Raw genomic sequence first — 26,196 nt, forward strand, 5'->3', positions numbered from 1 at the left:
CACCCTCACCGATCCAGGAGCACCACCGATGACCGCGCCCACCCCTCACCCCAGCACCGAGGGCCGCACCCCGTACCCCGTCGGCCTGCTGCTGGCCGGCCGCCGCGTCGTGGTGGTCGGCGGCGGGCACGTCGCCCAGCGGCGGCTGCCCGCCCTGCTCGCCACCGGCGCGGACGTGCAGCTGATTTCGCCGGCCACCACCCCGGCGGTCCAGGCGATGGCCGACGCCGGCGAGCTGACCTGGCACCGGCGGTCCTACCAGGAGGGCGACCTCGCCGACACCTGGTACGCGCTGGTGGCCACCGACGACCCGGCGGTGAACGCCGCCGTCAGCGCGGAGGCGGAGCGCGAGCGGGTGTTCTGCGCCCGCAGCGACGACGCCTCCGCCGCCACCGCGTGGACGCCGGCCAGCGGGCGGGACGCCGGGGCGACCGTCGCCGTCCTCACCGGCGATCCGCGGCACTCGGCCGCGCTGCGCGACTCGATCGTCGAGGGACTGCGGGACGGCTCGCTCGCTGCCCGCCAGTACCGCGCGCACGGCGCGGGGGTCGCGCTGGTCGGCGGCGGCCCGGGCGACCCGGACCTCATCACGGTGCGCGGCCGGCGGCTGCTCGCGGACGCCGACGTGGTGGTGGCCGACCGGCTGGCGCCGCGCGAGCTGCTGGCGGAGCTGCCGGAGCACGTCGAGGTGATCGACGCGTCGAAGATTCCGTACGGGCGCTTCATGGCGCAGGAGGCGATCAACCGGACGCTGGTCGAGCACGCCAAGGCCGGCAAGTTCGTGGTGCGGCTGAAGGGCGGCGACCCGTACGTGTTCGGGCGCGGCGGTGAGGAGCTGCTGGCCTGCGCCGAGGCCGGGCTGCCGGTCACGGTGGTGCCGGGCATCTCCAGCTCGATCAGCGTGCCGGCGGCGGTCGGGGTGCCGGTCACCCACCGGGGGATGACGCACGAGTTCACGGTGGTCTCGGGGCACGTCGGGCCGGACGACGAGCGGTCGCTGACCGACTGGGGCGCGCTCGCCCGGATGACGGGCACCGTGGTGCTGCTGATGGCCGTCGACAAGATCGGCGCCATCGCGGCCCGGCTGATCGCGGAGGGGCGCGCCGCCGACACCCCGGTCGCCGTCGTCCAAGAGGGCACCACCGCCGCCCAGCGCCGCGTCGACGCCACCCTGGCCACGGTCGCCGCCACCGTCGAGGCGGAGGGCATCAAGCCCCCGGCGGTCATCGTCATCGGCGACGTCGTCAACGTCCTCGCCCCCGCCACGGCCGCCGGCGCCTGACCCCCCGGCTCTTCCGCCGGCCCGCCCGCCCGCGTCCGCCCGCCCGCCTGCGTCCGCCGGTCCGTCAGCACTTTGCAAACAGCTGCTGTTTGCAAAGTGCTGACACGTAATCCCAGCTCAGCACCCTCGATGCTCGCGTTACGTGCACTTTGCAAAGTGTGGACTTTGCAAAGTGCACGGCCGAGTAACCAAGCAGCCAAGCAGCCGAGCGACCACGCCCGGCTACTCCAGCGGCTGCTCCGTCCAGATCACCTTCCCGGTGGCCGTGTACCGCGTCCCCCACCGGTCCGCGAACTGGGCGACCAGGAACAGCCCGCGCCCGCCCTCGTCCGTGGTGGCCGCGTACCGCAGGTGCGGCGAGGTACTGCTGCCGTCCGACACCTCGCAGATCAGCGACCGGTCGAGCAGCAGCCGCACCTTGATCGGCCCCGTGCCGTACCGGATCGCGTTGGTCACCAGCTCGCTCAGGATCAACTCGGTGACGAACGCCGCGTCCGCCAGCCCCCACTGCTCCAGCCGCTCCGCGACCGCCGCCCGCACCCCGGCGACCGCCGCCGGATCCGACGGCACCTCCCACTGCGCCACCCGGTCCGCCGACAGCCCCCGGGTCCGCGCCACCAGCAGCGCGATGTCGTCCTGCGGCCGCTCCGGCAGCATCGCCCCCAGCACGTCCGCACAGGTCTGCTCCGGTGTCCGCGGCGGCCCCTCCAGCGCCGCCCGCAACAGCTCCAACCCCTCGTCGATGTCCCGCTCGCGGTCCTCCACCAGCCCGTCCGTGTAGAGCACCAGCCGGCTGTCCTCCGCCACCTCCAGCTCCACCGTTTCGAACGGCAGCACCGCCAGCCCCAGCGGAGGCCCCGTCGGCAGCTGGGGGAACACCACCGACCCGTCCGGGCGCACCAGCGCCGGCGGCGGATGCCCCGCACTCGCCACCGTGCACCGCCGCGCCACCGGGTCGTAGATCAGGTACAGGCAGGTCGCCCCGGTCACCGCCGCCGACACCCCGGTCGCCGACTCCTCCAGGTCGATCCGGTTCACCAGCTCGTCGAGGTGCCCCAGCAACTCGTCCGGCGGCAGGTCCAGCGTCGAGAAGTTGTGGATCGCCGTCCGCAGCCGCCCCATCGTCGCCGCCGCGTGCAGCCCGTGCCCCACCACGTCCCCCACCACCAGCGCCACCCGGGCCCCCGGCAGCGGGATCAGGTCGAACCAGTCCCCGCCCACCCCCGCCTGCGCCGGCAGGTACCGGTGTGCCACCTCCAGCGCGTTCTGCTCCGGCAGGCTGCGCGGCAGCAGGCTGTGCTGCAGCGTCACCGCCATCGCGTGCTCCCGGGTGTACCGGCGCGCGTTGTCGATGCACACGGCCGCGTGCGCGACCAGTTCCTCCGCCAGCGCCAGGTCCTCCTCCTCGAACGGCTCCGGCCGCTCCGAGCGCCAGAACCGGACGATCCCCAGCAGCACCCCGCGCGCCTTCAGCGGCACCCGCACCAGCGAGTGCACCCCGTCCGCCAGCACCCGCGCCGCCGCCTCGGGATCCTGCTCCCGCCACCCCGCGGACTCCGCCAACCGCGGCTCCAGCCCCGGCAGCCCGCTGTTCAACGCCCCCGCCAGCGGCGTCGACGGCCCCACCTCCAGCACCGTGCCGACCGGGTGGAACGGCACGTCCTCCCGCACCGCCGACAGCGCCGTCCGCCGCATCCGCAGCAGCGTGGGACCGGACGGCGGCTCGTCGCCCTCCAGCACCTGGTCGGCCAGGTCCACCGTGACGATGTCGGCGAACCGGCCGACCGTCACCTGCGCCAGCTCCTCCGCCGTCCGCGTCACGTCCAGCGTGCTGCCCACCGTGACCCCGGCGTCGTACAGCAGCCGCAGCCGCCGCTGCGCCACCTCGGCCCGCCCGGACAGCGCCAGCAGTTCCGTGGAGTCCCGCAGCGTGGCCACCGACCCCGGCGGCCCGCCGTCGCGGTCCGTCGGCCGCACGTTCACCGCCAGCAGCCGCTCACCGGCCAGCACCACCTCGTCACTGACGGCCCGCCCGTCCGCCAGCAGTTCCAGCGGCGCCGGTTCCAGGCCCAGCTCGGTCAGCGGACGGCCCTCCGCGTCCGGCGGCAGGTCCAGCAGCCGGCGTGCCTCGTCGTTGCAGAGCAGCAGCCGCCCGTCGTCGCCGATGATCAGTACGCCCTCGCGCACGGAGTGCAGCACCGCCGCGTGGTGCTCGTACATGCGGGTCATCTCGGCCGGCCCCAGCCCGCGGGTCTGCCGCTTCAGCCGCCGGCTGATCAGCGCCGTCCCGCCGGTCGCCAGTGCGAGCCCGGCGGCGGCCGTACCGAGCACCACCGGCAGCTGCCGCTCGCTGGCACTGCTCACATTGGCGACCGTGATGCCTGCCGACACCGCCCCGATCACCTGCCCGTCCGGGGCGTGCACCGGCACGATGGCCTGCACCAGCGACCCGAACGTGCCGGTGACCTGCTCGGTCACCACCTGTCCGTTCAGCGCGGGCTGGTAGTTGCCGATGATCTTGTGGCCGATCCGGGCCGGATCGGGGTGGGTGAGGCGGATGCCGTCGGTGTTGATCACGACGATGAAGTCCACGCCCGCGTTGATCCGCGCCGACTGCGCGGAGGGCTGCAGCAGCGCGGTCGGGTCGGGGGAGCGCAGCGCCGCGACGATGCCCGGCGAGTTGGCATAGGTCTGCGCGACCGCCACCGAGCGGTTGGTGGCCTCCTGCCGGGCGTCGTTGCGGGACTGCACCAGCAGTGCGACCACCGCCGCCACCACCAGCATCAGTACCACCACGACCTGCAGCGCGAAGACCTGCCCGGCCACCGACCGGACCCGGGCCGGTGCCGGCCGGGCCGTTCGTGATCGCTGGTGCCGACCGTGTGGGCGCCCACCGGGCGAGCCTGCGCCGGTGCCGGTGGACCGGGAGGCGGAGGTGGAACCGGCCGCATCGGGGTCCGACGGCGCCCAAGATCGACCCGGAAAACGGGCCATACGTCATATTTGCACTCCACGCGGCGGCGGGCCAAGGACGACCACGCCGCCCATTGGGCCGGTTGGCCTTCCCCGGCCCGACTTGGCAAGATCACAGGGTGTCCGAACCCCGCACCATCACCGACCCCGCCGACCCGCGCCTCGCCGACTACACCGGCCTGACCGACGTCGAACTCCGCCGCCGCCGCGAACCCGCCGAGGGCCTGTTCATCGCCGAGGGCGAGAAGGTCGTCCGCCGCGCCCTGGCGGCCGGCTACCGGATGCGGTCGATGCTGCTGACCCCCAAGTGGCTGGACGTGATGGCGGACGTCATCGCCGAGGCCGACGCGCCCGTGCACGTCGTCGAACCCGCCCTGGCCGAGGCCGTCACCGGCTACCACGTCCACCGCGGCGCCCTCGCCTCGATGGAGCGGCAGCCGCTGCCGGACGCCGCCGAGCTGCTGGCCGGCGCCCGCCGGGTGGCCGTGCTGGAGGGCCTGGTCGACCACACCAACCTGGGCGCGATCTTCCGCAGCGCCGCCGCCCTCGGCATGGACGCCGTGCTGCTCTCGCCCGACTGCGCGGACCCGCTGTACCGGCGTGCGGTGAAGGTCTCGATGGGCGCCGTCTTCGCCGTCCCGTACGCCCGGCTGGACCCCTGGCCGGCCGCCCTGGACACGGTGCGCGCCGCCGGCTTCAGCCTGCTCGCGCTCACCCCGGCCGAGACCGCCGTCGACCTGGCCGACCTCGCCCCGCACCGCCTCCCCAAGGCAGCCCTGATGCTCGGCGCCGAGGGCGACGGCCTCACCCGCCACGCCCTGGCCGCCGCCGACCACGCCGTGCGCATCCCCATGGCCCACGGCGTCGACTCCCTCAACGTGGGCGCCGCCGCAGCCGTCGCCTTCTACGCCGTCACCGCCACCGCCTGACCTCCACCCCCCCACAGGAAGTCGGGCCCGCCGACTTCCTGCTCCGGTGTGCCCCACCGCCTTCGGCGAAGCGCCGCGCTGCGGCACGGCAGGTCGGCCCGGCCCCGGCGTGAGTCCCATCGTGGGCGCCTTCGGTGAGGCGCCTGCTGCACGCAAAGTCGGTCCGGCCGACTTCCTGCTCGGGAGTGCCCGCCCATCGTCGCCGCCTCCGGCGAGGCGCGTGCTGCTACGCGGAAAGTCGGGCCCGCCGACTTCCTGCTTCGGCGGGCTCGCGTGTTGTGGTCGCGGCTTGCCCGCGCCCGCCGCCGACCGGGTCTGGTGCGGCACCAAAAGTCGGTCCGGCCGACTTCCGGTTCCCTCCCCGGGTCAGCCGGCCGGGGCGGTGGGGGGTGCGGGGGCCGCGGCGGGGGGTGGGGTGGTGATCGGGGGCGTCATGGTGGGGGAGCCGGGCCAGGACTCCTCCAGGGTGCCGTCCGCGCGCAGCGTGTAGCGGGTGGACGTGGCGGCCCCGGTCTGGGCGACCCGCTCCTCCCGCACCAGGGCCCCGGCCTCCAGCCGCCAGGCCGCCGTCGCCTGCGGGTCCGCCGCCGACGAGCGCGAGGTCAGTGCGACCGGGGCGTCCCCGTTGAAGGCGAACAGCTGCACCAGGTCGACCGGCACCGACCCCTCCGAGCGCCGCAGGACGACCAGCGCCGCCGGGGCGCCCTTGTACCGCGCCGGGAGGACCGCGCTGAGCACGACCTGCGGCCCCGCGCCCGCCGAGTGGCCGTCGCGCAGGGCGATGGCCGGGCCGCCCGCCGGATCGGCGTAGGAGCGGTTCAGCCAGTCGACCACCGGACCCGCGCCCTGGGCGGGCGTCAGCGCGCCCTCCGCACCGCCGCCCGCCGGGGCCCCGTGGGCCGCGGCCGCCAGCGGAGTGGTCGACGGCGCGATCCCGTCCGCCGAGAGACCCGCCCCGGTCGACGTCTCCGGAGCCGGGGCGGTCGCGGGCCCCGCGCCGGCCGTCGGGCCCGCCGCGGCGGTGGAGCTCGCCGGTGGCCGCAGCCCCTGCTTGTCCCGGTTCTCGCACCCCTGCGCCGCCGCGATGGCCAGCGCCACCCCGACCGTCACGGTCACGAACACCACCAGCCGCTGCCGCATCAGCCGCTGCCGCGCCGTCCCGGGGCGCCCCCCGGGGGCGGGCGTGTGCTGGCGGTCGCCCGCCCGGCCGCGCGGCCCGCCCGGCCGCTGCCGTCCCGGCCGTGCGGGCGGCGGGGTCTGCTGGCGCTCGCGCATCGGCCGGGTGGCCTGGGCCGCGTCGGGACGGGGGAGCGGCGCGGTGGCCGCCTGCCCGTCGCTCGGGGCGGGGGACCGTCGCGGCGCGCCGGCCGGCGCGCCCGCCGCCCGTGCCCGGGCGGAGGCGGCGGCGGCCTGCTCGGGCGCCCGCCCGGGCGCCGGGACCCCGCGCGGTGAGGCGGCGGCCGGTGCGGCCGGCACCGGCCCGGCCGGCCGCACGGGGTGCCCCGGGTGCCCCGGGTGCCCCGGGTGTGCAGGACGTCCCGGGTGCCCCGCCCCGACTCGCTCCGTCCCGGGCCCGGCACCCCGGACGGCGCCCGCCCGGCCCACGCCCGGCACGCCACCGGCCGGACCGACCCCACCGGCCCCGACCCCGCCGCCCCCGGCGGCGGCCTGGCCGCGTGCGGCGGCCCCGCGACCCCGGCCGAAGGGACCGCCGGAGCCGTGGCCCGCCGCGCCGCCCGGCATCGCGCCCGGGCCGGCCGCCGCACCACGCGCCGCCAGTTCGCTCAGCCGCTCGTGCAGCGCCGCCGCGCCGGGCCGCTCGGCGGGCTCCTTGGCCAGGCAGGCCCGGATCAGCGGCGCGAGCTGCGCCGGCACCGCCGACAGGTCGGGCTCCTCGTGGACGACGCGGTAGAGCATGACTTCCGAGGAGGCCCCGGAGCCGAACGGGCTGTCCCCGGTGAGCGCGTACGCGAGGGTCGCGCCGAAGGCGAAGACGTCGGTCGCGGGCGTGACGGCGGCCCCCCGCACCTGCTCGGGGGCGAGGAAGCCGGGCGAGCCGACGGCGGTGCCGACATGGGTGAGCGTGCTGGCCCCGCGCGACCAGGCGATGCCGAAGTCGATGATGCGCGGCCCGCGCGGCGACAGCAGGATGTTGGACGGCTTGAGGTCGCGGTGGACGACGCCGGCCTCGTGCACCTTGACCAGCCCGTCGGCGAGCGAGGCCCCGATCCGGGCGACCTCGGACCAACCCAGCGGCCCCTCGTCCCCGACCCGCTTGTACAGCGACGGCCCGGGGACGTACGCGGTGGCCAGCCAGGGCCGGTCGGCCTCGATGTCGGAGCCCATGACGCGGGCGGTGCAGCCGCCGCGGATCCTGGAGGCGGCGGCGATCTCGCGAGCGAAGCGGGTGCGGAACTCGACGTCCTCGGCCAGCTCGGCGCGGATCAGCTTGAGCGCGACGCGCTGCCCCCTGCGGTCCGATCCGAGGTAGACCACGCCCATGCCGCCGGCTCCCAGCCGCCGGTGCAGGCGGTACGGCCCGACGATGCGGGGGTCCTCACGCCTCAGCCGCATCATCGCCATTCTCGTTTCCCCGTCAGACTGTGGGTGAGGCCCCGTCGGATGGGGCGTCGTCAGTTCCTGTCTGGCACAGCTTACGGACTGCCCGCTGCGGTGTGCTGATACGCAACACCTCAAGCCACCGTCCGATTGTCGGATCTTGCACTGACATTCGGGCGGTGTGCCGGCGAATCGTTTCTCGGGGTCGCCTCTCAGGGTTCCCCCTGGGACCGGGTCTCGGACGTCTCCCCCTGCGGTAGTACTACCCAGGTCTGATCGTCATCCTCCGGGAGGCCCGGAGAACAGTACGACGGCATGACGCCCGCCAACCCCCTCCCGCCATACCGTTGTTCTCAGCGGTGGACGGGGAGCTCGTCCCCCGAGGTAAGCCGTCCACCGCGTCCACGTGCACCACCGTCCATCCACCGGCCGAGCTCACGAAAGAGGAGTCAGGGGCATGGCACCGCAGCCCACGGGATCCACCTCCCGCCGACGTCGGCCGGCCTTCACCCAGCCCGGCGCCGCGGAGCCGACCCGGCACCCGGCGGTGGCGGTGGCGATGGCACTGCCCTGCGCGGTGCTGCTGGCCGTCCTGTTCGGCGGCTGGGAGCAGATGGCGAACCAGGCCCAGGCGGTGGCCGAACTGATCGGCCGCTGACCGGGCCGGGCACCTCGGTGCCCACCGAAACGGGCACTGATCCCCTGGGGACGGGGAGCCAGTGCCGCCGGGGAGGCCGCGCCCGCGATGACACGCGGACGGGCGAGGAGCGGCGCGCAGAGCGCCCCGGCAGGCGGAGAGGCCGCGTACGGACGTCGGTGAGGGCGACCGTACGCGGCTCTTCTGCGTCTTCCGTTCCTTCCGGGCAACGCTCCCGGGCAAGGCTCCCGGCCAAGGCCTCCGGGAACACCGCGCGAGAACAGTTCGGGGAACGCCGAAACGGCCGGGGCCGCGACCCGTTCGAGTCGCGGCCCCGGCCGTCACTGTGCGCGATACTGGGATTGAACCAGTGACCCCTACCGTGTCAAGGTAGTGCTCTCCCGCTGAGCTAATCGCGCCTGGTAAGGCGGTCCTGCAGCAGGCCCCGAGGGACCCGACGTGCGCGATACTGGGATTGAACCAGTGACCCCTACCGTGTCAAGGTAGTGCTCTCCCGCTGAGCTAATCGCGCTGGTGCGGTGGTGTTCCGCAGCGAACCCCGGGATCCGAAGATCCTGGAGGATCCGACGTGCGCGATACTGGGATTGAACCAGTGACCCCCACCGTGTCAAGGTGGTGCTCTCCCGCTGAGCTAATCGCGCGGGGCAGGTGTCCGGCAGGGCCGGGCATGGTGCGCGATACTGGGATTGAACCAGTGACCCCTACCGTGTCAAGGTAGTGCTCTCCCGCTGAGCTAATCGCGCGGGGAGGCCACCCGGCGGAGCCGGGCGAGCCTCTTGGAGGTGGAGACGGGATTTGAACCCGTGTAGACGGCTTTGCAGGCCGTTGCCTCGCCTCTCGGCCACTCCACCAGGCAACACTCGAAGGACGATCTTACACTGTCCTTCGTCGAGCGGACGACGAGATTCGAACTCGCGACCCTCACCTTGGCAAGGTGATGCTCTACCAACTGAGCCACGTCCGCCTGTCTGCCGGGATCTTCACCGGTTTTCCCGGCTGCGCTCCCTGGCGACGTGTTGAACTCTAGCGGATTCCCGGGCCAGCTAAAAATCCGTTCCCGCAGCATGTCCGGCGGGCGGCCGTCGGACGCCCCGGCGCGGACCGGCCCGGACGGGCGCGGCGGCGGTGGAACGACACCCTGAGTGACACCCGCAGGTCACCCGGCGTACGCCCGCGCGACGGCCGGTTCTGCTCGCGCCCCCCGACCTACACTTCAGGCACCGCAACCCCCAGCAAAGCCCCGCGCAGGAGAACCGTGTCCGGCCACCCCGACCCCCAGCACCCCCTCGCCCGCTTCGGCGGCCGCCTCGCGACCGGGCTGCGCGACGTCACCTCCGACCCGGCCGCCCTGGACTCCGCCGGCTGGTGGGCCGTCGCGCACGACTTCGAGGGCCGGCTCACCTGCGCCCGCTTCGACGACGTCCGCCCGGCCCCTGCCCCGCCCTCCGGCGCCGGCTGGCACGGCCCGGCCGCCGGCTCCTGGCGCAGCTCGCTCGACCGCGCCGCCTACACCGCGGGCGTGCGCCGCATCCGCGAGCACATCGCGGCCGGCGAGGTCTACCAGGCCAACCTCTGCCGGGTGCTCTCCGCGCCGCTGCCCGACCCCGCCCGCTCGGACGTCGACGCCCTCACCGGCCTGCTCGCCCACGGGAACCCGGCCCCCTACGCCGGAACGATCCGGCTGCCCGGGCACGGCGTGGAGATCGCCACCGCCTCGCCCGAGCTCTACCTGCGCCGCACCGGCCGCACCGTCTCCTCGGGCCCGATCAAGGGCACCGGCCGCACCGAGCACGACCTGCTCGACAAGGACCACGCCGAGAACGTGATGATCGTCGACCTGGTCCGCAACGACCTCGGCCGGGTCTGCGCCACCGGCACCGTCACCGTGCCCGACCTGTGCGCGGTCGAGAAGCACCCCGGCCTGGTCCACCTGGTCTCCACCGTCGAGGGCACCCTGCGCCCGGACACCGGCTGGCCCGACCTGTTCGCCGCCACCTTCCCGCCCGGCTCCGTCACCGGAGCCCCCAAGTCCAGCGCCCTGCGGATCATCGAAGCCCTGGAGACCGCCCCGCGCGGCCCCTACTGCGGCGCCGTCGGCTGGGTCGACGCGGATCGCGGCGAGGGCGAACTCGCCGTCGGCATCCGTACCTTCTGGATCGACCGGAGCGACCCGGCGGCGCCCGAACTGCGCTTCGGCACCGGCGCCGGCATCACCTGGGGCTCCGACCCCGAACGCGAGTGGGCGGAAACCGAGCTGAAGGCCGCCCGGTTGGTCGCGATAGCGTCGGGCACCGAGCCCCGCCCCGACACCGACTGACCCCGACCCCGCCCCGGACCGCGCCCGCTTCCGGCCGGCCCGCACCCCTCCCGCGAGGAGCACCCCGCGATGCAGCACCCGACCACCAGCTGGGTCAACGGCACCCTCGTCGACTCCGCCGACCCGGCCCTGTCCGTCCTCGACCACGGACTCACCACCGGCGACGGCGTCTTCGAGACCATGAAGGCCGTCGACGGCAAGGCCTTCGCCGTCACCCGCCACCTGGAGCGGCTCACCCGCTCCGCCCGCGGCCTCGGCCTGCCGGACCCCGACCACGACCGGGTCCGCGAGGCCTGCGCGGCCGTCCTCGCCGCCAACCCGATGCCGCTCGGCCGTCTGCGCATCACCTACACCGGCGGCACCGCGCCGCTCGGCTCCGAGCGCGGCGACACCGGCCCCACCCTGGTCGCCTCCCTCGGCACCGCCACCCGCCGCCCCGACACCACCGCCGTCACCGTCGTCCCCTGGCGCCGCAACGAGTACAGCGCCGTCGCCGGCCTCAAGACCACCTCCTACGCCGAGAACGTCGTCGCCCTCGCCGCCGCCCACCGCGCGGGCGCCTCCGAGGCACTGCTCGCCAACACCGCCGGCCGGCTCTGCGAGGGCACCGGCTCCAACGTCTTCGTCGTCCTCGACGGCCGCCTGCTCACCCCGCCGCTCGCCTCCGGCTGCCTGGCCGGCATCACCCGCCGACTCGTCGTCGACTGGTGCGGCGCCGAGGAGGCCGACCTCCCGCTCGACGCGCTCCGGGAGGCCGAGGAGATCTTCCTGACCTCCTCGCTGCGCGACGTCCAGGCCGTCACCCGCGTCGACGACCGCGAACTGCCCGGCCCCGGCCCGGTCACCGCCAAGGCCATGGCCACCTTCGCCGAGCGCAGCGGCGACGACCTGGACCGCTGAGCACCGCCCCGCGCCGTCCCCGCCGGGAACCCCGCGGCGGGGACGACGCGTCCCGGCCGGTAGAAGAGCCGGACGGCGGGGAAGGGACCCCGACATGACCACCACGCTGCGCCCCGAGAGCCCGGAGACCCCCACCCCCGCCGGCGGCCGCACCCGGCGCTGGCAGATCTGCGTCAACGGCCGCCCGGTCGGCGGCCTGCGCACCACCGCCGTCCCGCGTGGCAGTCAAGTCTGGGGCGAGATAGCCGAGTTGGAGGTCCGCAGCGGGCGCGGCCGGGGGCGCGGAACGATCGGCGCGCTGGCCGCCGAGGAGGTGCTGCGCGGCTGGGGCTGCACCCGGGTGGACGCCGACATCCCCGAGTCCGCGCAGGTCGCCCGCTCGCTCGCGGTCACCCTCGGCTACACCGAGCGGATGCGGAACATGGTCAAGCGGCTGGACGCGCCGCCCGCCCTGCCGCCCGGCGTCACCGCGCGCCCGATCGGCGCCGAGGAGTTCCCGGCCTGGCTGGCCGACTCCAAGGCCGGCTACCTGGAGGACCTGTGCGCCTCCGGCCTCGGCGCGGAGGAGGCCCGCGCCAAGTCCGACGCCGACCACGTGAGACTGCTGCCGCAGGGCGCGGACACCGCGGGCGTCGCGCTGCGCCGCCTGTACGCGGCGGGGGAGGAGCCACTGGGTTCGCTCTGGCTGGCACTGCGGCTGCGCGACCTGCCCGACGGCGCCCCGCTGGCCTGGGTCATGGTGGTCGAGGTGGCGGACGCCCACCGGGGCCGCGGCCACGGCCGGACGCTGATGCGCCTCGCCGAGCGCGAGTGCCTGGCGGCGGGCGTCCGCGACCTCGGGCTGAACGTCTTCAGCGGCAACGAGGTCGCGATCCGCCTCTACGAGTCGCTCGGCTACCGGGTCACCAACCGGGTGTTCGGCAAGCCGCTGCTGTGACGGGTCAGGACGCCCGCGCGGCCTCGACGGCGGCGATGACGCGCTCCAGCAGGCCGTCCTGGCTCTGCCCGCCGTCGAAGCGCTGCCCGGCTACCACGTACGTCGGCGTGCCCGTCACCCCGATCGCCCGGCCCTCGGCCTGGTCGGCGTCCACGGTCAGCATGTGCCGCCCGTCCACCAGCGCGGTGTCCACCTCCTCGGCGTCCACCCCCACCTGCCCGGCCACCTCCAGCAGCACCTGGGTGCCGCGCGCCTCCAGGTCCTCGACCCGCTCCAGCAGGGCCTCGACGAACGGCCAGCCGAGGCCCTGCGCGAAGGCCTCCTCGGCCGCCTCGGCGGCGGGGTAGGCGTGCTTGTGCTTCTCCAGCGGGAAGTGCCGCAGCTCGATCGGCAGCGCGTCGCCGTAGCGGGCACGCAGCGCGCGGACGTCGCCCAGGGCGGTGCGGCAGTCCGGGCACTGCAGTTCGCACCAGAACTCGAGACGGGGGAGGGAACCTTCGATCATGCCCCCAGTGTTCCATCAGTGGGGCCCGTGACGTTCCGGCGGCCGGGCCCGGCCGATTCGCCAGACCGAGGTAGTGGGAGGTCCGACGAGATGATCAGTCCGATTGGCAGTCCGACATCCGGAGCGACGCCCGGAGCGCCCGGGACGACGGCCGCGGGGAGGCGGCCGTGCTGACGGCGGCGGTCGCCTTCGCGCTCACCGCGGGCGGCGTGGCGGTGGCGGGCCTGCGTGCCTACCGCCGGCGCTTCCTCTCCGCGACCCGCTGGTTCGCCGTCGCGCTGCTGCCCGCCGGCCTCTACCTGACCGGCCTGTTCCCGGTGGCCCGGACGATCGGCGACGAGATCGCCGACTGGGCGGTCAAGCTGGTCTTCGACCCCCGGGTGTGGACCGGCATCGTGCTGCTGGCGGTCTCGGCGGGGCTGCTCGTCACCACCCGCTGGGTGGGCCGGCGCGGCGCCGTGACCGAGGGACGCGAGAGCGCCGCCCCCGCCGCCGGGCCCGCTCCGGTCCGTCCGGCCGTGGCTCCCGCCGGCCAGGGCGCCCAGGCGGAGCCGAAGCGCGCCGAGAAGGCCAAGAGCGCGGGAAAGGGCAAGGGCGACGACGGGCTCGGCGAGTTCGCGGACATCGAGGAGATCCTGCGCCGCCGCGGCATCTGAGCCCGGTGCGCGGCGCTCAGGCCGAGGGGACCGTCTCCGCCGAGCGCTGGCGGGCCCGGTAGGCGGCCACGTGCAGCCGGTTCCCGCAGGTCCGGCTGTCGCAGTAGCGGCGCGAGCGGTTGCGCGAGAGGTCGACGAAGACCCGCGCGCAGTCCGGCGCCTCGCAGCGGCGCAGCCGCTCGCGCTCGCCGGCGGTGAGGATGAACGCCAGCGCCATGCCGATCTCGGCGGCCAGGTGGTCGCTGAGGGCGGCGTGCGGCGCGAAGTAGTGGATGTGCCACCCGTGGTGGTCGTGGTTGGTCAGCCGGGGCGTGGTGCCGGCCGCCGCGACCAGGGCGTTGACCAGCTCGGCGGCCTCCTCGGTGGACTCCGTGCCGAAGACCTCGCGCAACCGGGAGCGCAGCCGGTGCACCTGGTGCAGATCGGCGTCGGTCAGCGAGTCGACCTCGCTGATCTCCTGCCGGACCACGAAGGCGTCGAGCGCGGCCACGTCGGGCAGCAGCTCGGTGCCGCACACCTCGGGTGCGGTGTTGAGCAGCTCGACGAGGATGCTCAGTGCGCACTCGGTGTCATGGGTGATCAGCACGGGCGGCTCCTCGCGCGGAGGGGGCCGTGGGCACCCCGCGACTACGGGTCATTCCCAGACCTTACCGGGGTGGTGCGACGTGCGGCGGTGGCTTCCGTCGAAGATGCGTACGGATCCCGTCACTCTGTGCGGAGATTTCCGCGGAAAACGGCCTCGCTGCCGGGCGCCTTCGGTGCTTCCGGCCCGCTCCGGTGGGGAGAGAACCGTTTCGTCACCGGCCCCGAGACCGCGTCGTGCGCGGCTGAGTCTGCTGCCGTGCCCCCGAGTAGGACGGCTGCGGTTGACGGCAGGGGTTACGACCCCGCGTGCAGCGGGGTGCGACCGCCTCCGGTCGGGGTCAGCTTTCGGCGAGGATGTGGGACAGCTCCCGGTCGAGGTCGAAGTGACGGTGTTCGGTGCCGGGGGGAACGGCGGCGTCCGTCCGCTTGAGGAACGACTCAAGCGCCCGGGCCGGGGCCTCCAGCAGGGCTTCTCCTTCCGGAGAGCTCAGGGCGATGCAGACCACCCCTTGCCCGTGGCTGCGCGAGGGCCACACCCGGACGTCGCCCGTACCGGTGGGTCGGTGCAGCCCCTCCGCAAGGAGATCTCGGGCGAACACCCACTCCACGGTCTCGTCGGCGCCGGTGTGGAAGGTGGCGTGCACGGCATAGGGGTCGGCGGTGTCGTAGCGCAGGCCCGCGGGGACGGGCAGTGAGGACTCGCTGGACACGATGAGGCGCAGGTGCAGCTCGCAGCTGACCGTGGTGTTCATAAGCGCCATGGCCTTTCGCTCAGTGTGCGCTCGGGGAATCGCACGTCGGCGAACGGACCATCCCACCTCCACGACCGATGTAAACCCCTCTGTCCCGATTCGGGCGCGAGTCGTACCCCTTACGGCGCATTGCGGAATCGCCACAGAGTGCCCGCCGGGCGATTACCGGTCCGCTTCTCGGTTAGTTTCCTGGCATGACTGTGCGAAGCGACGAGGCACGCGGGGACGCGGGCGGGAACACCGGAACGGGGGATGCGATCGTGCCGGACGACACGGGGGTGCCGACGGAGGCGGGCGACGGGGCCGGCGGCAACGGCGCCGAGGGCGGTACGGAGGGTGACAAGCCGCTGGGCTCGCGCGCCCCGGGGTTCATCCGCCGTTCCCGTCCGCTGCACCTGAGCTGGCAGGTGGCCGTCTTCCTGGTCGGTCTCGCCGTGGTGGTGCTCGGTGTGATCATGCTTCCGCTGCCCGGCCCCGGCTGGGTGGTCATCTTCCTCGGCATGGGCATCTGGGCGACCGAGTTCGTCTGGGCCCAGCTGGTGCTGCGCTGGACCCGCCGCAAGGTGGCCGAGGCCGCGCAGAAGGCCCTGGACCCGCGGGTGCGGCGCCGCAACCTGACGCTCACCGCGATCGGCCTGGCCGTGATCGCCGCGCTCTGCGGCTGGTACCTGTGGAAGTACGGGCTGGTCATGCCCTGGAAGATCCACGAGGACTGAGCCGCCCGGGCCCGTCCGCCGCCGCCCCCGGGCGGGGCCGTCCGGGGATGGCGGAGTGTTCGGAGCATCCTCCGGGATGCGGTAATGTTTTCTCTGCACCCGGGCGATTAGCTCAGCGGGAGAGCACTTCGTTCACACCGAAGGGGTCACTGGTTCGATCCCAGTATCGCCCACCGGAATGCATTGTGATATGTGAGGCCCAGCCGATTTTCGGCTGGGCCTCACATGTATTTCCGCAATCCGCCGAACGGTGTCGGGAATGTGCTGAGGGGCAGTCATCTTCCGCTTCGCGCGGGAGTTCTGCGGATGCGTCGGCGGCACTCCCCGAACGAGTTGTACGACACCGCCCGAATGGTGCTACAGTTCTTCTCGTTGCCCGGGCGATTAGCTCAGCGGGAGAGCACTTCGTTCACACCGAAGGGGTCACTGGTTCGATCCCAGTATCGCCCACCGGACAGCACGCAGGCCCTGATCGGGAGACCGGTCAGGGCCTGCGGCGTTCCCGGGCCCGGCGGCTACGCCGCCGCCTCGCACGCGTGCTCCGGCGACAGCCGGCGGCCGCAACCGCACCGGGCCGGCCGCAGCGGCCACGACAGGTCCACCCGTTCGTCCGCCCCCGACCGGTCGAACCACGCCTGCAGCCCGCGCGCCTGCGCCGCGTGCCAGACCGTCTGCCGTTGGTGCAGCTCCATCGCCGTCAGCCCGCCCAGTGCCCTCGGGAACCGTGTGCCGATGGCCCGCACCAGCTCCAGCGCCGCCGTCGCGTCCGCCCCCGCGTCGTGCGCCCCGGCCAGCTCCACCCCGTAGTGCGCGCACAGGTCGGTCAGCGTCCGCCGGCCGCGGCGGTAACGGTCCACGTACTTGTCCAGGACCCGCGGATCCAGTACCAGCAGCTCGCCCGGGCCGATCGCCCCGGCCAGCGAGAGTCCGCGGTGCCGGCGCAACTCCCGGTCCAGCAGCGTCAGGTCGTACGGCGCGTTCATCACCACCACCGGCCGCCCGGCCCGGGCCTGCTCGGTGAGCGCGGCGGCCAGCTCCGCCACCACCACCGCGGCCGGCCGCCCGTGCGCCCGCACCGTCTCGTCGCTGATCCCGTGCACCGCGCGGGCGCCGTCGGGTATCGGCACGCCGGGATCGGCGAGCCAGTCGGTGGCCACCGGGACGGCGCCCGGGGCCGATTGGACGACCAGGGCGGCCGAGACGATGCGATCGGTCTCGACGTCCACGCCGGTGGTCTCGGTGTCGAAGGAGGCGAGCGGGCCGGTGAACCAGTGCTGCTGCATGACTGCCCCTCGAAAACTGCGCGGTCCCGCCCCGGTGATACCCGCCCCTGACGCCTCCTCAACCGTTTGGCGCCGCACCGGCCGGGCACCCTGCCCACGGGCGCCCTGTTCGAATCCGGACGGGCCCCTGAGGGACGGGGGAGGCCGGACGGTCATGGCGCTGACGCAGCCGCAGCCCGAGGAGGCGGCGGCCGTCCTGCGGGGCGACCTGGCGGTGACCGCCTGCATGGAGACCCTGCAGGTCGGCTACCTGCACGCGGTCGCCGCCGCGGCCGGCTGCTCGCTCTCCCAGCCGTTCCCCGACAACGGCATCGACTGGCAGGTCAGCCACGGCTCGCGCAGCCACGAGGTCGACGACGAGGTCACCGTCAAGATCCAGCTGAAGGCCACCCAGCAGATCGCCGCCGACCCGCGCGGCCCCTTCTTCTCCTTCACCCTGGACAACGACCACCTGCGCAAGCTCGCCCGCCCCCGGGTCGCCGTGCCCCGGATCCTCGTCGTCATGCTGCTGCCCCGCCGCGTCGACCGCTGGCTGGCCGCCCGCCCCGACGCCCTCGAACTGCGGCACTGCTGCTACTGGGTCAACCTGGCCGGCCACCCGATCACCGGGCAGCGCCGGACCAACGTCCGCGTCCCCACCGCGAAGGTCTTCGACGACCGCGCCCTGTGCGACATCATGGCCAGGGTCGGCGCGGGCGGCAGCCCGTGACGGCCCGGCCCCGGCCGGGAGGAGCCGCCCCATGACACTGCCCCACGGGCCGATGCGTCCCACGCTCGGCGAACCGCCGCAGACCGGGCCGCTGCCCGATCCGGGCGCCGTCGACCCCGCGGTGCTCGCCACCCTGCTCGCCCGGCACGGCTGGGTCCGGCGCGGCGGACCCTCCGCCCGCTACGGCCGCTGGACGCCCCCCGAGGGCACCGACCCCGGCGTCAGCCTGCTCGTCCCCGCCGGCGACGGCTTCGACGACGCGGTCGAGCTGCTCACCGACGCCGTCACCGCCCTCGCCCGCTCCGCCAGCCCCTCCGCCCGCGCCATCCTGCTCGCGCTGGCCGTCCCCGGCGACGAACTCCAGTGGCACCGCGACCTCGCCGCACCCGCCGGTGCCCCCGCCCCCGGCGCCGCGCCCTGGGACGACACCGAACGGCTCCGGCACGCCGCCCGCGCCATGCTCGCCGCCGGCGCCAAGGCCGGCCGCACCCGCGCCGCCTACTTCGGCGCCCGCCTCGACGCCTGGGCCGGCGACTTCCTCGACCGGGTCCTGGTCGTCGCCGCCGGCCCCGGCCTGACCGCCTACACACCCGCGCCCGAGGGCCGGGCGGCGGTCACCACCCTGGTCCGCGCCCTGGAGGCGCTGCGCGACGCCGTCGACTACCGGCGGGTCAGCGGCGGCGGCGAGGCCTTCGAGAACGCCGTCCAGTCCGGCGTCAGCCGCGAACTGGTCGAATCCGTCCAGGACCTGGTGCGCGGCGCCACCGCCGGCCGGTTCACCGTCGCCTGGTCGGCCGCCGCCGGCACCCCGGGCGGCTTCGGCGACCGCCGGATCGCCGTCGAATTCTCGCCCGGCGACCTGCCCGCCCTCGCGGAGGCCGCCGACCTGCTCGAACGCATCGAGCCCGCGGTCGCCGTCACCCTGGTCGGCCTCGTCGTCCGTCTCAAGCGCGCCGACCCCGCCGGGCCGGGCAGCGTGCGCCTGCGGGTGCTCGGCGGCGCCGAGGTCGACGAGGTCAAGGTCCGGCTGCCCGACCCGGCCTACCGGATCGCCGCCGAGGCCCACCTGGCCGGCACCCCCGTGCGGATCAGCGGCCGCCTGGAGCGGCGCGGCGGCTTCCGCCGGCTCGTCCGGCCCACCGGCCCGGAACCCTGCGGGCTGGAGGAGGCCGAGCGGGAGCGCCTGCTCAAGATCCTGGGGGAGGGGCGGAGCGGGAAGGACGCGTAGGAAGGGTACGGAGGTGACGGTGGGGCCACCGCTCTCGGTACCATCGTCAGGCGCAGCGCTGTGCTGCGTCCTCTGAATCCAGCACGTCAGGAGAGACCGGTGACGGACGTCCGGGTAATCATCAACCGCGAACCCGATCGGGAAGAGCGCGTGGTGACCACGGGCACTACGGCCGCCGAGCTCTTCGCCGACGACCGCTCGATCATCGCCGCCCGCGTCGGCGGCCGGCTCAGGGACCTGGCCTACGCCCTCCAGGACGGCGACGAGGTCGAGCCGGTCGGGATCAGCAGCCAGGACGGCCTCGACATCCTGCGCCACTCCACCGCGCACGTCATGGCCCAGGCCGTGCAGCAGCTCTTCCCGGAGGCCAAGCTCGGCATCGGCCCGCCGGTCAAGGACGGCTTCTACTACGACTTCGACGTCGCGACGCCGTTCCACCCCGATGACCTCAAGGCCATCGAGAAGAAGATGCAGGAGATCATCAAGCGCGGGCAGAAGTTCTCCCGCCGGGTGGTCACCGACGAGGCCGCCCGCGAGGAGCTGGCCCACGAGCCGTACAAGCTGGAGCTGATCGGCCTCAAGGGTTCCGCCGCCACCGCCGGCGAGGGTGCCGACGTCGAGGTCGGCGCCGGCGAGCTCACCATCTACGACAACCTGGACGCCAAGAGCGGCGAGCAGTGCTGGGGCGACCTGTGCCGCGGCCCGCACCTGCCCAGCACCCGGATGATCCCGGCGTTCAAGATCATGCGCTCCGCCGCCGCCTACTGGCGCGGCAGCGAGAAGAACCCCATGCTCCAGCGCCTCTACGGGACCGCCTGGCCGAGCAAGGACGAGCTCAAGGCGCACCTGGAGTTCCTGGAGGAGGCCGCCAAGCGCGACCACCGCAAGCTCGGCAACGAGCTCGACCTCTTCTCCATCCCCGAGGAGATCGGCTCCGGCCTCGCCGTCTTCCACCCCAAGGGCGGCATCATCCGCCGCGCCATGGAGGACTACTCGCGCCGCCGGCACGAGGAGGAGGGCTACGAGTTCGTCTACACCCCGCACGCCACCAAGGGGAAGCTCTTCGAGAAGAGCGGACACCTGGACTGGTACGCGGACGGCATGTACCCGCCCATGCAGCTCGACGAGGGCGTGGACTACTACCTCAAGCCGATGAACTGCCCGATGCACAACCTGATCTTCGACGCGCGCGGCCGCTCGTACCGTGAACTGCCGCTGCGCCTGTTCGAGTTCGGCACGGTGTACCGGTACGAGAAGTCCGGCGTGGTGCACGGCCTGACCCGTGCCCGCGGCTTCACCCAGGACGACGCGCACATCTACTGCACCCGCGAGCAGATGGCGGACGAGCTCGACTCGACCCTCACCTTCGTGCTCAACCTGCTGCGCGACTACGGTCTGACCGACTTCTACCTGGAGCTGTCCACCAAGGACCCGGAGAAGTTCGTCGGCGACGACGCGACGTGGGAGGAGGCCACCGCCGTCCTCGCCGCGGTGGCCGAGAAGCAGGGCCTGCCGCTGGTCCCGGACCCGGGCGGCGCGGCCTTCTACGGCCCGAAGATCTCGGTGCAGGCGCGGGACGCCATCGGGCGCACCTGGCAGATGTCGACCATCCAGCTGGACTTCAACCTGCCCGAGCGTTTCGACCTGGAGTACACGGCGGCGGACGGCTCGCGCCAGCGGCCGGTCATGATCCACCGGGCGCTGTTCGGCTCGATCGAGCGCTTCTTCGCGGTGCTGCTGGAGCACTACGCCGGTGCCATGCCGCCGTGGCTGGCCCCGGTCACCGTGACCGGCATCCCGATCACCGACGAGCACGTGCCGTACCTGCTGGAGGTCGCGGCCGAGCTGAAGAAGCGCGGGATCCGGGTCGAGGTGGACACCTCGGACGACCGGATGCAGAAGAAGATCCGCAACGCCCAGCGCAGCAAGGTCCCGTTCATGCTGATCGCCGGCAACGACGACGTCGAGGCGGGCGCGGTCTCCTTCCGCTACCGCAACGGCGAGCAGAAGAACGGCGTGCCGCTGGCCGACGCGGTCACCGAGATCGTGGACGCGGTCGAGCGCCGGATCCAGGTCTGACGCCGAGCGTCGGGCGTGAGCGCGGGGCGGGCTCCTTCGGGAGTCCGCCCCGCGCGGCTTTGCAAGCACGGTTGGGCGAATATGCTGATCAGCATGACGACTGAGCCGGAACTGCAGCAGGGCGTCGGGGAGCCGGACGGCTTCCGCCGCCTGTGGACCCCCCATCGGATGGCCTACATCCAGGGCGAGAACAAGCCCACCGGCCCGGCTCCGGACGACGGCTGCCCGTTCTGCTCGATCCCGTCGCTGAGCGACGAGGACGGGCTGGTCGTCGCGCGCGGCGAATCCGTGTACGCGGTGCTCAACCTGTACCCGTACAACGGCGGGCACCTCATGGTGGTCCCGTTCCGGCACGCGGCGGACTACACCGAGCTGGACGAGGCGGAGACGGCCGAGCTGGCGGTGTTCACCAAGAAGGCGATGACGGCGCTGCGCGCGGCCTCGGGCGCGCACGGCTTCAACATCGGCATGAACCAGGGCGCGGCGGCCGGCGCCGGCATCGCGGCCCACCTGCACCAGCACGTGGTGCCGCGCTGGGGCGGGGACACCAACTTCATGCCGGTGGTCGGCCACACCAAGGTGCTGCCGCAACTGCTGGCGGACACCCGGAAGATGCTGGCCGAGGCCTGGCCGAAGGGCTGAGACCCGCGACGCGCAGGGCCCCCGCCGACTCGACGGTCGGCGGGGGCCCTGTGGTGTCGGTGGCCAGGTGGCCGGTTCAGCCGGCGTCGTACTGGTCGACCCTGAACGGGCGGCTGCCCTGGGCCTCGGCCTTGAGCCCGGCCGCGCGGCCCTTGAAGGCGCGCTCGGTGTCGAGGTCGTGCTCGGCGAGGAACTCCAGGGTGGCGGTGTGGACCGCGGCGAGCACCGGGTGGGAGGCGTTGAGCGCGTTGTCGGCCATGGTGCGGGTGCCCCAGGGCTGACCGGCCCAGCTGTGCCGCAGGCCGAAGGGCTCGGGCAGGCCGAGGCCGCCGCCGAGCCAGGAGAGCAGGCTGGGCGTCCGGTAGAAGGGGGCGCGGACGGCCTGCCGGACGACCTCGTCGTTGTCGATCAGCGGGAGCTTGACCGTGCGGTCCTCCCAGAACCGGAAGGTCTTGGAGACCGACTTCTCCTTGTCCTTGGGCTTGTCGAAGAAGAAGCCGTTGATCGGGCCGAGGGCGTAGCCGGCGACGGTGATGTTGAGGGTGTTGGCGAGCAGGACGACGGTGACGGTGAAGGTCAGGACGAGCTTGCCGTCGTGGGTGATGAACTGGGTGGCGAGGTAGTGCCGGGGGCCGCCGCCGAAGGTCTGCTTGTCGGCGATGGCCTGGACGGCGAAGTCGCGCATGTGGTCGCCGTCCATGTCGGCGCTGCCGGGGCGGCTGATCTCGTCGGCGCTCTCGCCGACCTCGAAGACGACCCACTGCTTGACCTGGACGTTGGGCATGCCGCTGTTGGCGACCTCGCTGATGCCCAGGGCCTTGAGGTGGCCGGAGATCTTGCGGACGAGGTCCCAGGGGTGGAACTGGCGGAAGTCGATCTGGCCCTCGGCGGGGCGCAGGGTGTCGATGAGCTTCCACTCGCCCCAGCGGCGGCCGGCACCGAGGATGCCCTTGGGGCCGGCGTAGTGCTGGACGTTGGTCTCCTGCTCGGCCTCCAGGCGGCCGAGTTTGGCCCGCAGGTCGGCGGCCTTCTTGTCGAGGTCGTCGCGGGGGACGGCCATCGGGACGGTCGCGGCGACGGCGTTGCCGTCGGCCAGGGAGAGCCAGCGGGCGCGCAGCTCGACGGCGGTGCGTTCGACGATGCGCCGGGCGAGGTACCAGCCGATCACCGGGGCGAGCATGACGACGCGCAGGTAGAGGCCGAGGATGCCGCCGGCCGGTGGCTTGATCGCGAGCAGCACGGCGAGCGCGGCGGCCAGCAGCAGGACGGCGGCCCCGTAGGCGCCGGCGTTCTTGGGGTTGTCGCGCTTGAGCCAGGCGCGCAGCTGGAAGGCGCCGAGCCAGACCAGGGCGCCGGGCAGGCAGAGCAGGCCGGTGACGACGGAGACGGTGGACAGCTGCCGGTCGCGGTTGCGGCGGATCTCCTCGGCGGCGAGGGCGTGCTCGACGATCTGGCGGGTTTCCACCCCGAAGGAGGGCACCAGGGGCTTGCGGTCGCCGCCGAGGGCGCGCGAGATGAGCGCCTTGCTGAAGGCCTCGCCGAAGTTGGGCGCGAACAGGGCGAAGCGGCCCTTCTTCGCGCTGACGCCGTCGAGTTTGCCGGCGCCCTCCTCCAGGTTGCTGTCGCGGTAGGCGGCCGAGGAGAGCGCCTGGGTGCCGGCGGTCTGCGGGCCGGCGTCGGTCCGGGGTATCTGCGCACCCGGAGTCATGTCGAGTGTGGTCACGGTGGCGTCCCCTCCTCCCCTTTGTCCTGCGGCAGGTTACCGTGCCGGGGTGCCGGCGCGGGCATGATCGTCTGAAGTGCCGTCACGAACGGGCCACGATGGACCTGTGGGGCATGATGCCCACGTTTCGACCGTTCGACGCACCGGCCGGTGCCCGGTCACGGGCGGTCGGACGGGATGGTGCACGATGGCGGCATGGAGAGTGGTGGGCTGACGGATCCGGTGCTGGTGTTCGACGGGGACTGCGGGTTCTGCACGACGTGCGTGACCTGGGCGGAGCGCTTTCTGCGGCAGACGCTGGCGTCGGGGGGCTGGGAGGCGGTGCCGTTCCAGTTCGCGGACCTGGCGGGGCTGGACGCGGTGGCCGGGGGGCGCGCGGAGGTGTCCTGGGAGCGCGCGGAGCGCGAGGTGCTCTGGGTGACGCCGGCGGGCCGGGTGTACGGCGGGGCGCAGGCCGTGGCGCGGCTGCTGATGCGTTCGGGCGGGGTGTGGGCGTACCTGGGCGGGGTGCTGGCGCTGGCGCCGGTGCGGCCGGTGGCGGCGCCGGTGTACCGCTGGGTGGCGAAGAACCGGCACCGGATGCCGGGCGGGACGCCGGCCTGCGCGCTGCCGCGGCGCTGAGCCTTGGGAAAGGCTCTAGTCCTCCCGGCCGTTGAAGCGGGCGGCGAGGGCGGCCGGCATGGGTTCGTGGCGCAGGTGGGCGCGGGTGAACTCGGCGGTGCCGTGGGTCAGTGAGCGCAGGTCGACGGGGTAGCGGGCGAGTTCGAGTTCGGGGACCTCGGCGCGCAGCAGGGTGAGGCCGGGGCCGCCGGTCTCGGTGCCCAGGACGCGGCCGCGGCGGGCGGAGAGGTCGCCGAGGACGGCGCCGAGGTAGTCGTCGGGCAGCAGGACGCTGACGGCGGCGACGGGTTCGAGGAGCCGGATGACGGCGTGTTCGGCGGCGTCGCGCAGGGCGAGGGCGGCGGCGTTCTGGAAGGCGGCGTCGGAGGAGTCGACGGAGTGCGCCTTGCCGTCGGTGAGGGTGACCCGGATGTCGACGAGCGGGTGGCCGGTGGCGACGCCCTTGGCGAGCTGGGCGCGGACGCCCTTCTCGACGGAGGGGATGAAGTGCTTGGGGACGGAGCCGCCGACGACGTGTTCCTGGAACTCGAAGCCGGATCCGGCGGGGAGGGGTTCGACCTCCAGGTCGCAGATGGCGTACTGGCCGTGGCCGCCGGACTGTTTGACGAGGCGCCCGTGGCCGGCGGCGGCGGTGCCGAAGGTCTCGCGCAGGGCGACCCTGTGCTCGACGGTGTCGACGTGGACACCGTGACGGTTGCGCAGCCGGTCGAGCACGGCGTCGGCGTGGGCCTCCCCGGTGCACCAGAGGACGAGCTGGTGGGTGTCGGGGTTCTGTTCGAGGCGTAGCGCGGGGTCCTCGGCGGCGAGCCGGGAGAGGGCCTGGGAGAGCTTGTCGTCGTCGGCCTTGCTGTGGGCCTCGACGGCGATGGGCAGGAGGGGTTCGGGCAGGGTCCAGGTGTCGAGTTCGAGTTGCCCGCCGGGTTCCTGGACGGTGTCGCCGGCGCGGGCGGTGGTGAGTTTGGCGGCGCAGACGAGGTCGCCGGCGACGGCGTGCGGGACGGGTCGCTGGAGCTTGCCGAAGGGGCTGGTGAGGCCGGTGACGCGCTCCTCGCCGTCCTGCTCGGCGGGGTGGTCGGGGCCGGTGAGGCGGATGCGGGTGTCGGGGCGCAGGGTGCCGGCGTAGAGGCGCAGCAGGCTGATGCGGCCGACGTAGGCGTCGCCGGTGACGCGGACGACCTGGGCGGCGAGGGGTGCTTCGGGGTCGCAGTCGGGGGCGGGGCGGGTGCGTTCGGCGGGGGTGGGGAAGGTGGTGGTGATGAGATCGAGGAGTTCGGTGGCGCCGAGGCCGTGTTCGCTGGTGGGGACGGCGGGGTGGAGGGTGCAGGCGAGGACTTCGCGGCGCATGCCGGCTTCGAGGGAGTCGGTGTCGGGGGTTCCGCCGGTGAGGTACTGCTCCATGAGGGTGTCGTCCTGGCCGGAGATGGCCTCGACGAGGCTCTCGCGGGCGGGGGCGGTGTCGAGCAGGGGGTCGGCCTGGCCGTAGGTGTGGCCGGTGAGGAGGTCGACGCTGCCGTCGGGGTGGCCGTCGTGGTGGACGGGCAGGAAGAGCGGCCGGAGGGTGTCGGGGCCGAGGCCGAAGGCGTCGTGGCAGGCCGTGAGGATGTCGTCGAGGCTGCCGCGGGCGATGTCGAGTTTGGCGACGGCGATGGCGCGCGGGATGTTCTCGGCGGCGCACTCGCGCCACAGGGCGCGGGTGGGGGCGGTGACGGGGTCGGTGGCGGAGACGACGAAGACGGCGGCGTCGGCGGCGTGCAGGGCGGCGCGCAGGTCGGCGGCGAAGTCGGGGTGGCCGGGCGGGTCGATCAGGTTGATCTTGGTGCCGCGCCACTCCAGGGGGAGCACGGAGAGCTGCACGGAGCGCTGCTGCTGGTGCTCGATGGATTCGTGGTCGGAGACGGTGGTGCCGTCGGTCACCCGTCCGGGGCGGCCGATGGCACCGGCGGCGTGGGCGAGGGATTCGGCGAGGGTGGTCTTGCCCACGCCGGCGCAGCCGATGAGGACGACGTTGCGCAGGTCGCTCGGGCCGGTGACGGCGGGGGCCTGGCCGGCTCTGGCGTTGCTGCGGTCGGGCATCGGGGTCTCCTCCCGTCGCGCCGAGGCTGTCGGTGAAAGTCTAGGGGCGGGGGCACCGAGGGGCGCGCG

General features: G+C 73.9%; 21 protein-coding genes and 8 tRNA genes. 15 read left to right on the forward strand and 14 right to left on the reverse strand.

What is annotated here, in order from left to right; genetic code table 11:
- Positions 1–28: 28 nt before the first annotated feature.
- The gene (gene cobA, locus ACFVUH_RS15300) at positions 29–1,282 is read left to right on the forward strand and encodes a uroporphyrinogen-III C-methyltransferase (RefSeq protein ID WP_387913609.1); all 1,254 of its coding nucleotides are present in this window, start codon (positions 29–31) and stop codon (positions 1,280–1,282) included.
- A gap of 222 nt (positions 1,283–1,504) precedes the next feature.
- Here cobA and ACFVUH_RS15305 read toward each other — a convergent pair whose 3' ends face one another.
- The gene (locus tag ACFVUH_RS15305) at positions 1,505–4,276 is read right to left on the reverse strand and encodes a SpoIIE family protein phosphatase (RefSeq protein WP_387913610.1); all 2,772 of its coding nucleotides are present in this window, start codon (positions 4,274–4,276) and stop codon (positions 1,505–1,507) included.
- Between the two features lie 98 nt (positions 4,277–4,374).
- Here ACFVUH_RS15305 and ACFVUH_RS15310 point away from each other — a divergent pair, with 98 nt between their 5' ends.
- Positions 4,375–5,184 carry an RNA methyltransferase gene (locus ACFVUH_RS15310; RefSeq protein ID WP_355370786.1) on the forward strand — a complete coding sequence of 270 codons (810 nt, stop codon included), beginning with the start codon at positions 4,375–4,377 and terminating at the stop codon, positions 5,182–5,184.
- A 366-nt stretch (positions 5,185–5,550) separates the two neighbouring features.
- Here the strand turns inward: ACFVUH_RS15310 and ACFVUH_RS15315 are convergent, their stop codons facing one another.
- Positions 5,551–7,767 carry a protein kinase gene (locus tag ACFVUH_RS15315; protein WP_387913611.1) on the reverse strand — a complete coding sequence of 739 codons (2,217 nt, stop codon included), beginning with the start codon at positions 7,765–7,767 and terminating at the stop codon, positions 5,551–5,553.
- Between the two features lie 433 nt (positions 7,768–8,200).
- On the opposite strand from ACFVUH_RS15315, the gene ACFVUH_RS15320 reads away from it, so the two are divergent.
- Positions 8,201–8,401 carry a hypothetical protein gene (locus ACFVUH_RS15320; RefSeq protein ID WP_355370781.1) on the forward strand — a complete coding sequence of 67 codons (201 nt, stop codon included), beginning with the start codon at positions 8,201–8,203 and terminating at the stop codon, positions 8,399–8,401.
- Between the two features lie 326 nt (positions 8,402–8,727).
- Here ACFVUH_RS15320 and ACFVUH_RS15325 read toward each other — a convergent pair.
- The 6 genes from ACFVUH_RS15325 to ACFVUH_RS15350 form a co-directional block, all read right to left on the reverse strand.
- A tRNA-Val gene (locus ACFVUH_RS15325) sits at positions 8,728–8,799 on the reverse strand.
- A gap of 41 nt (positions 8,800–8,840) precedes the next feature.
- A tRNA-Val gene (locus ACFVUH_RS15330) sits at positions 8,841–8,912 on the reverse strand.
- 58 nt (positions 8,913–8,970) lie between these two features.
- A tRNA-Val gene (locus ACFVUH_RS15335) sits at positions 8,971–9,042 on the reverse strand.
- A 27-nt stretch (positions 9,043–9,069) separates the two neighbouring features.
- A tRNA-Val gene (locus ACFVUH_RS15340) sits at positions 9,070–9,144 on the reverse strand.
- Between the two features lie 34 nt (positions 9,145–9,178).
- Positions 9,179–9,252: transfer RNA gene (locus tag ACFVUH_RS15345), tRNA-Cys, on the reverse strand.
- 40 nt (positions 9,253–9,292) lie between these two features.
- Positions 9,293–9,365, reverse strand: a tRNA-Gly gene (locus ACFVUH_RS15350).
- 291 nt (positions 9,366–9,656) lie between these two features.
- Here ACFVUH_RS15350 and ACFVUH_RS15355 point away from each other — a divergent pair.
- The 3 genes from ACFVUH_RS15355 (at position 9,657) to ACFVUH_RS15365 (ending at position 12,555) form a co-directional block, all read left to right on the forward strand.
- On the forward strand, positions 9,657–10,718 hold the full coding sequence (locus ACFVUH_RS15355; RefSeq protein WP_387913612.1) for a chorismate-binding protein: 1,062 nt from the start codon (positions 9,657–9,659) through the stop codon (positions 10,716–10,718).
- A 69-nt stretch (positions 10,719–10,787) separates the two neighbouring features.
- Positions 10,788–11,618, forward strand: a complete 831-nt coding sequence (locus tag ACFVUH_RS15360) for an aminotransferase class IV (protein ID WP_387913613.1) — start codon at positions 10,788–10,790, stop codon at positions 11,616–11,618.
- Between the two features lie 94 nt (positions 11,619–11,712).
- Positions 11,713–12,555, forward strand: coding sequence for a GNAT family N-acetyltransferase (locus ACFVUH_RS15365; protein ID WP_387913614.1), 843 nt, complete (start codon positions 11,713–11,715; stop codon positions 12,553–12,555).
- 4 nt (positions 12,556–12,559) lie between these two features.
- Here the strand turns inward: ACFVUH_RS15365 and ACFVUH_RS15370 are convergent, their stop codons facing one another.
- On the reverse strand, positions 12,560–13,060 hold the full coding sequence (locus ACFVUH_RS15370) for a DsbA family protein (RefSeq protein WP_355370771.1): 501 nt from the start codon (positions 13,058–13,060) through the stop codon (positions 12,560–12,562).
- A 167-nt stretch (positions 13,061–13,227) separates the two neighbouring features.
- Here ACFVUH_RS15370 and ACFVUH_RS15375 point away from each other — a divergent pair, with 167 nt between their 5' ends.
- Entirely contained in the window at positions 13,228–13,716 is a 489-nt protein-coding gene (locus ACFVUH_RS15375) for a hypothetical protein (RefSeq protein WP_387913616.1), read from the forward strand.
- Positions 13,717–13,732: 16 nt separating this feature from the next.
- Here the strand turns inward: ACFVUH_RS15375 and ACFVUH_RS15380 are convergent, their stop codons facing one another.
- Positions 13,733–14,302: a CGNR zinc finger domain-containing protein gene (locus ACFVUH_RS15380; protein ID WP_387913618.1), complete on the reverse strand. Its 570-nt coding sequence runs from the start codon at positions 14,300–14,302 to the stop codon at positions 13,733–13,735.
- 337 nt (positions 14,303–14,639) lie between these two features.
- Entirely contained in the window at positions 14,640–15,053 is a 414-nt protein-coding gene (locus ACFVUH_RS15385) for an SsgA family sporulation/cell division regulator (RefSeq protein ID WP_030056266.1), read from the reverse strand.
- Between the two features lie 194 nt (positions 15,054–15,247).
- Here ACFVUH_RS15385 and ACFVUH_RS15390 point away from each other — a divergent pair, with 194 nt between their 5' ends.
- The 3 genes from ACFVUH_RS15390 to ACFVUH_RS15400 all read left to right on the forward strand — a co-directional run bounded on the left by ACFVUH_RS15390 (position 15,248) and on the right by ACFVUH_RS15400 (position 16,219).
- Positions 15,248–15,769, forward strand: coding sequence for a TIGR02611 family protein (locus tag ACFVUH_RS15390; RefSeq protein WP_355374479.1), 522 nt, complete (start codon positions 15,248–15,250; stop codon positions 15,767–15,769).
- 101 nt (positions 15,770–15,870) lie between these two features.
- Positions 15,871–15,942: transfer RNA gene (locus ACFVUH_RS15395), tRNA-Val, on the forward strand.
- Positions 15,943–16,147: 205 nt separating this feature from the next.
- Positions 16,148–16,219 (forward strand) — tRNA-Val (locus tag ACFVUH_RS15400).
- 65 nt (positions 16,220–16,284) lie between these two features.
- On the opposite strand, the gene ACFVUH_RS15405 is transcribed toward ACFVUH_RS15400, so the two are convergent.
- The gene (locus tag ACFVUH_RS15405; protein WP_387913619.1) at positions 16,285–17,052 is read right to left on the reverse strand and encodes an exonuclease domain-containing protein; all 768 of its coding nucleotides are present in this window, start codon (positions 17,050–17,052) and stop codon (positions 16,285–16,287) included.
- Positions 17,053–17,206: 154 nt separating this feature from the next.
- Between ACFVUH_RS15405 and ACFVUH_RS15410 the strand changes: the two genes are divergently transcribed.
- From ACFVUH_RS15410 to ACFVUH_RS15425, 4 genes are all read left to right on the forward strand, one after another.
- Entirely contained in the window at positions 17,207–17,761 is a 555-nt protein-coding gene (locus ACFVUH_RS15410) for a DUF4365 domain-containing protein (protein WP_355374474.1), read from the forward strand.
- 31 nt (positions 17,762–17,792) lie between these two features.
- Positions 17,793–18,989 (forward strand): hypothetical protein, encoded by a 1,197-nt coding sequence (locus tag ACFVUH_RS15415; protein ID WP_387913620.1) that lies wholly within the window; start codon positions 17,793–17,795, stop codon positions 18,987–18,989.
- Between the two features lie 99 nt (positions 18,990–19,088).
- The gene (thrS, locus tag ACFVUH_RS15420) at positions 19,089–21,068 is read left to right on the forward strand and encodes a threonine--tRNA ligase (RefSeq protein WP_387913622.1); all 1,980 of its coding nucleotides are present in this window, start codon (positions 19,089–19,091) and stop codon (positions 21,066–21,068) included.
- An 81-nt stretch (positions 21,069–21,149) separates the two neighbouring features.
- A complete protein-coding gene (locus ACFVUH_RS15425; RefSeq protein ID WP_355374467.1) occupies positions 21,150–21,710 on the forward strand; it encodes an HIT domain-containing protein in 561 nt (186 codons plus the stop codon).
- A 76-nt stretch (positions 21,711–21,786) separates the two neighbouring features.
- On the opposite strand, the gene ACFVUH_RS15430 is transcribed toward ACFVUH_RS15425, so the two are convergent.
- Entirely contained in the window at positions 21,787–23,433 is a 1,647-nt protein-coding gene (locus tag ACFVUH_RS15430; RefSeq protein ID WP_355374465.1) for a hypothetical protein, read from the reverse strand.
- A gap of 195 nt (positions 23,434–23,628) precedes the next feature.
- Between ACFVUH_RS15430 and ACFVUH_RS15435 the strand changes: the two genes are divergently transcribed.
- Positions 23,629–24,054, forward strand: a complete 426-nt coding sequence (locus ACFVUH_RS15435; protein WP_387913623.1) for a thiol-disulfide oxidoreductase DCC family protein — start codon at positions 23,629–23,631, stop codon at positions 24,052–24,054.
- Between the two features lie 15 nt (positions 24,055–24,069).
- Here ACFVUH_RS15435 and ACFVUH_RS15440 read toward each other — a convergent pair whose 3' ends face one another.
- Entirely contained in the window at positions 24,070–26,127 is a 2,058-nt protein-coding gene (locus ACFVUH_RS15440; protein ID WP_387913624.1) for an elongation factor G-like protein EF-G2, read from the reverse strand.
- Between the last annotated feature and the right edge of the window lie 69 nt (positions 26,128–26,196).

Source organism: Kitasatospora sp. NPDC058032, from assembly GCF_042885845.1.
In the GTDB taxonomy this organism is placed as follows: Bacteria; Actinomycetota; Actinomycetes; order Streptomycetales; family Streptomycetaceae; genus Kitasatospora.

What these genes read in the sequence shown, in the direction of transcription:
- ACFVUH_RS15320 (WP_355370781.1), top strand. Translation starts at nt 8,201, where the DNA reads ATGGCACCGCAGCCCACGGGATCCACCTCCCGCCGACGTCGGCCGGCC.
- ACFVUH_RS15365 (WP_387913614.1), top strand. Translation starts at nt 11,713, where the DNA reads ATGACCACCACGCTGCGCCCCGAGAGCCCGGAGACCCCCACCCCCGCC.
- ACFVUH_RS15415 (WP_387913620.1), top strand. Translation starts at nt 17,793, where the DNA reads ATGACACTGCCCCACGGGCCGATGCGTCCCACGCTCGGCGAACCGCCG.
- cobA (WP_387913609.1), top strand. Translation starts at nt 29, where the DNA reads ATGACCGCGCCCACCCCTCACCCCAGCACCGAGGGCCGCACCCCGTAC.
- ACFVUH_RS15440 (WP_387913624.1), bottom strand. Translation starts at nt 26,127, where the DNA reads ATGCCCGACCGCAGCAACGCCAGAGCCGGCCAGGCCCCCGCCGTCACC.
- ACFVUH_RS15385 (WP_030056266.1), bottom strand. Translation starts at nt 15,053, where the DNA reads ATGAACACCACGGTCAGCTGCGAGCTGCACCTGCGCCTCATCGTGTCC.
- ACFVUH_RS15315 (WP_387913611.1), bottom strand. Translation starts at nt 7,767, where the DNA reads ATGGCGATGATGCGGCTGAGGCGTGAGGACCCCCGCATCGTCGGGCCG.
- ACFVUH_RS15370 (WP_355370771.1), bottom strand. Translation starts at nt 13,060, where the DNA reads ATGATCGAAGGTTCCCTCCCCCGTCTCGAGTTCTGGTGCGAACTGCAG.
- ACFVUH_RS15410 (WP_355374474.1), top strand. Translation starts at nt 17,207, where the DNA reads ATGGCGCTGACGCAGCCGCAGCCCGAGGAGGCGGCGGCCGTCCTGCGG.
- ACFVUH_RS15390 (WP_355374479.1), top strand. Translation starts at nt 15,248, where the DNA reads ATGACTGTGCGAAGCGACGAGGCACGCGGGGACGCGGGCGGGAACACC.
- ACFVUH_RS15360 (WP_387913613.1), top strand. Translation starts at nt 10,788, where the DNA reads ATGCAGCACCCGACCACCAGCTGGGTCAACGGCACCCTCGTCGACTCC.
- ACFVUH_RS15425 (WP_355374467.1), top strand. Translation starts at nt 21,150, where the DNA reads ATGCTGATCAGCATGACGACTGAGCCGGAACTGCAGCAGGGCGTCGGG.
- ACFVUH_RS15405 (WP_387913619.1), bottom strand. Translation starts at nt 17,052, where the DNA reads ATGCAGCAGCACTGGTTCACCGGCCCGCTCGCCTCCTTCGACACCGAG.
- ACFVUH_RS15305 (WP_387913610.1), bottom strand. Translation starts at nt 4,276, where the DNA reads ATGGCCCGTTTTCCGGGTCGATCTTGGGCGCCGTCGGACCCCGATGCG.
- ACFVUH_RS15435 (WP_387913623.1), top strand. Translation starts at nt 23,629, where the DNA reads ATGGAGAGTGGTGGGCTGACGGATCCGGTGCTGGTGTTCGACGGGGAC.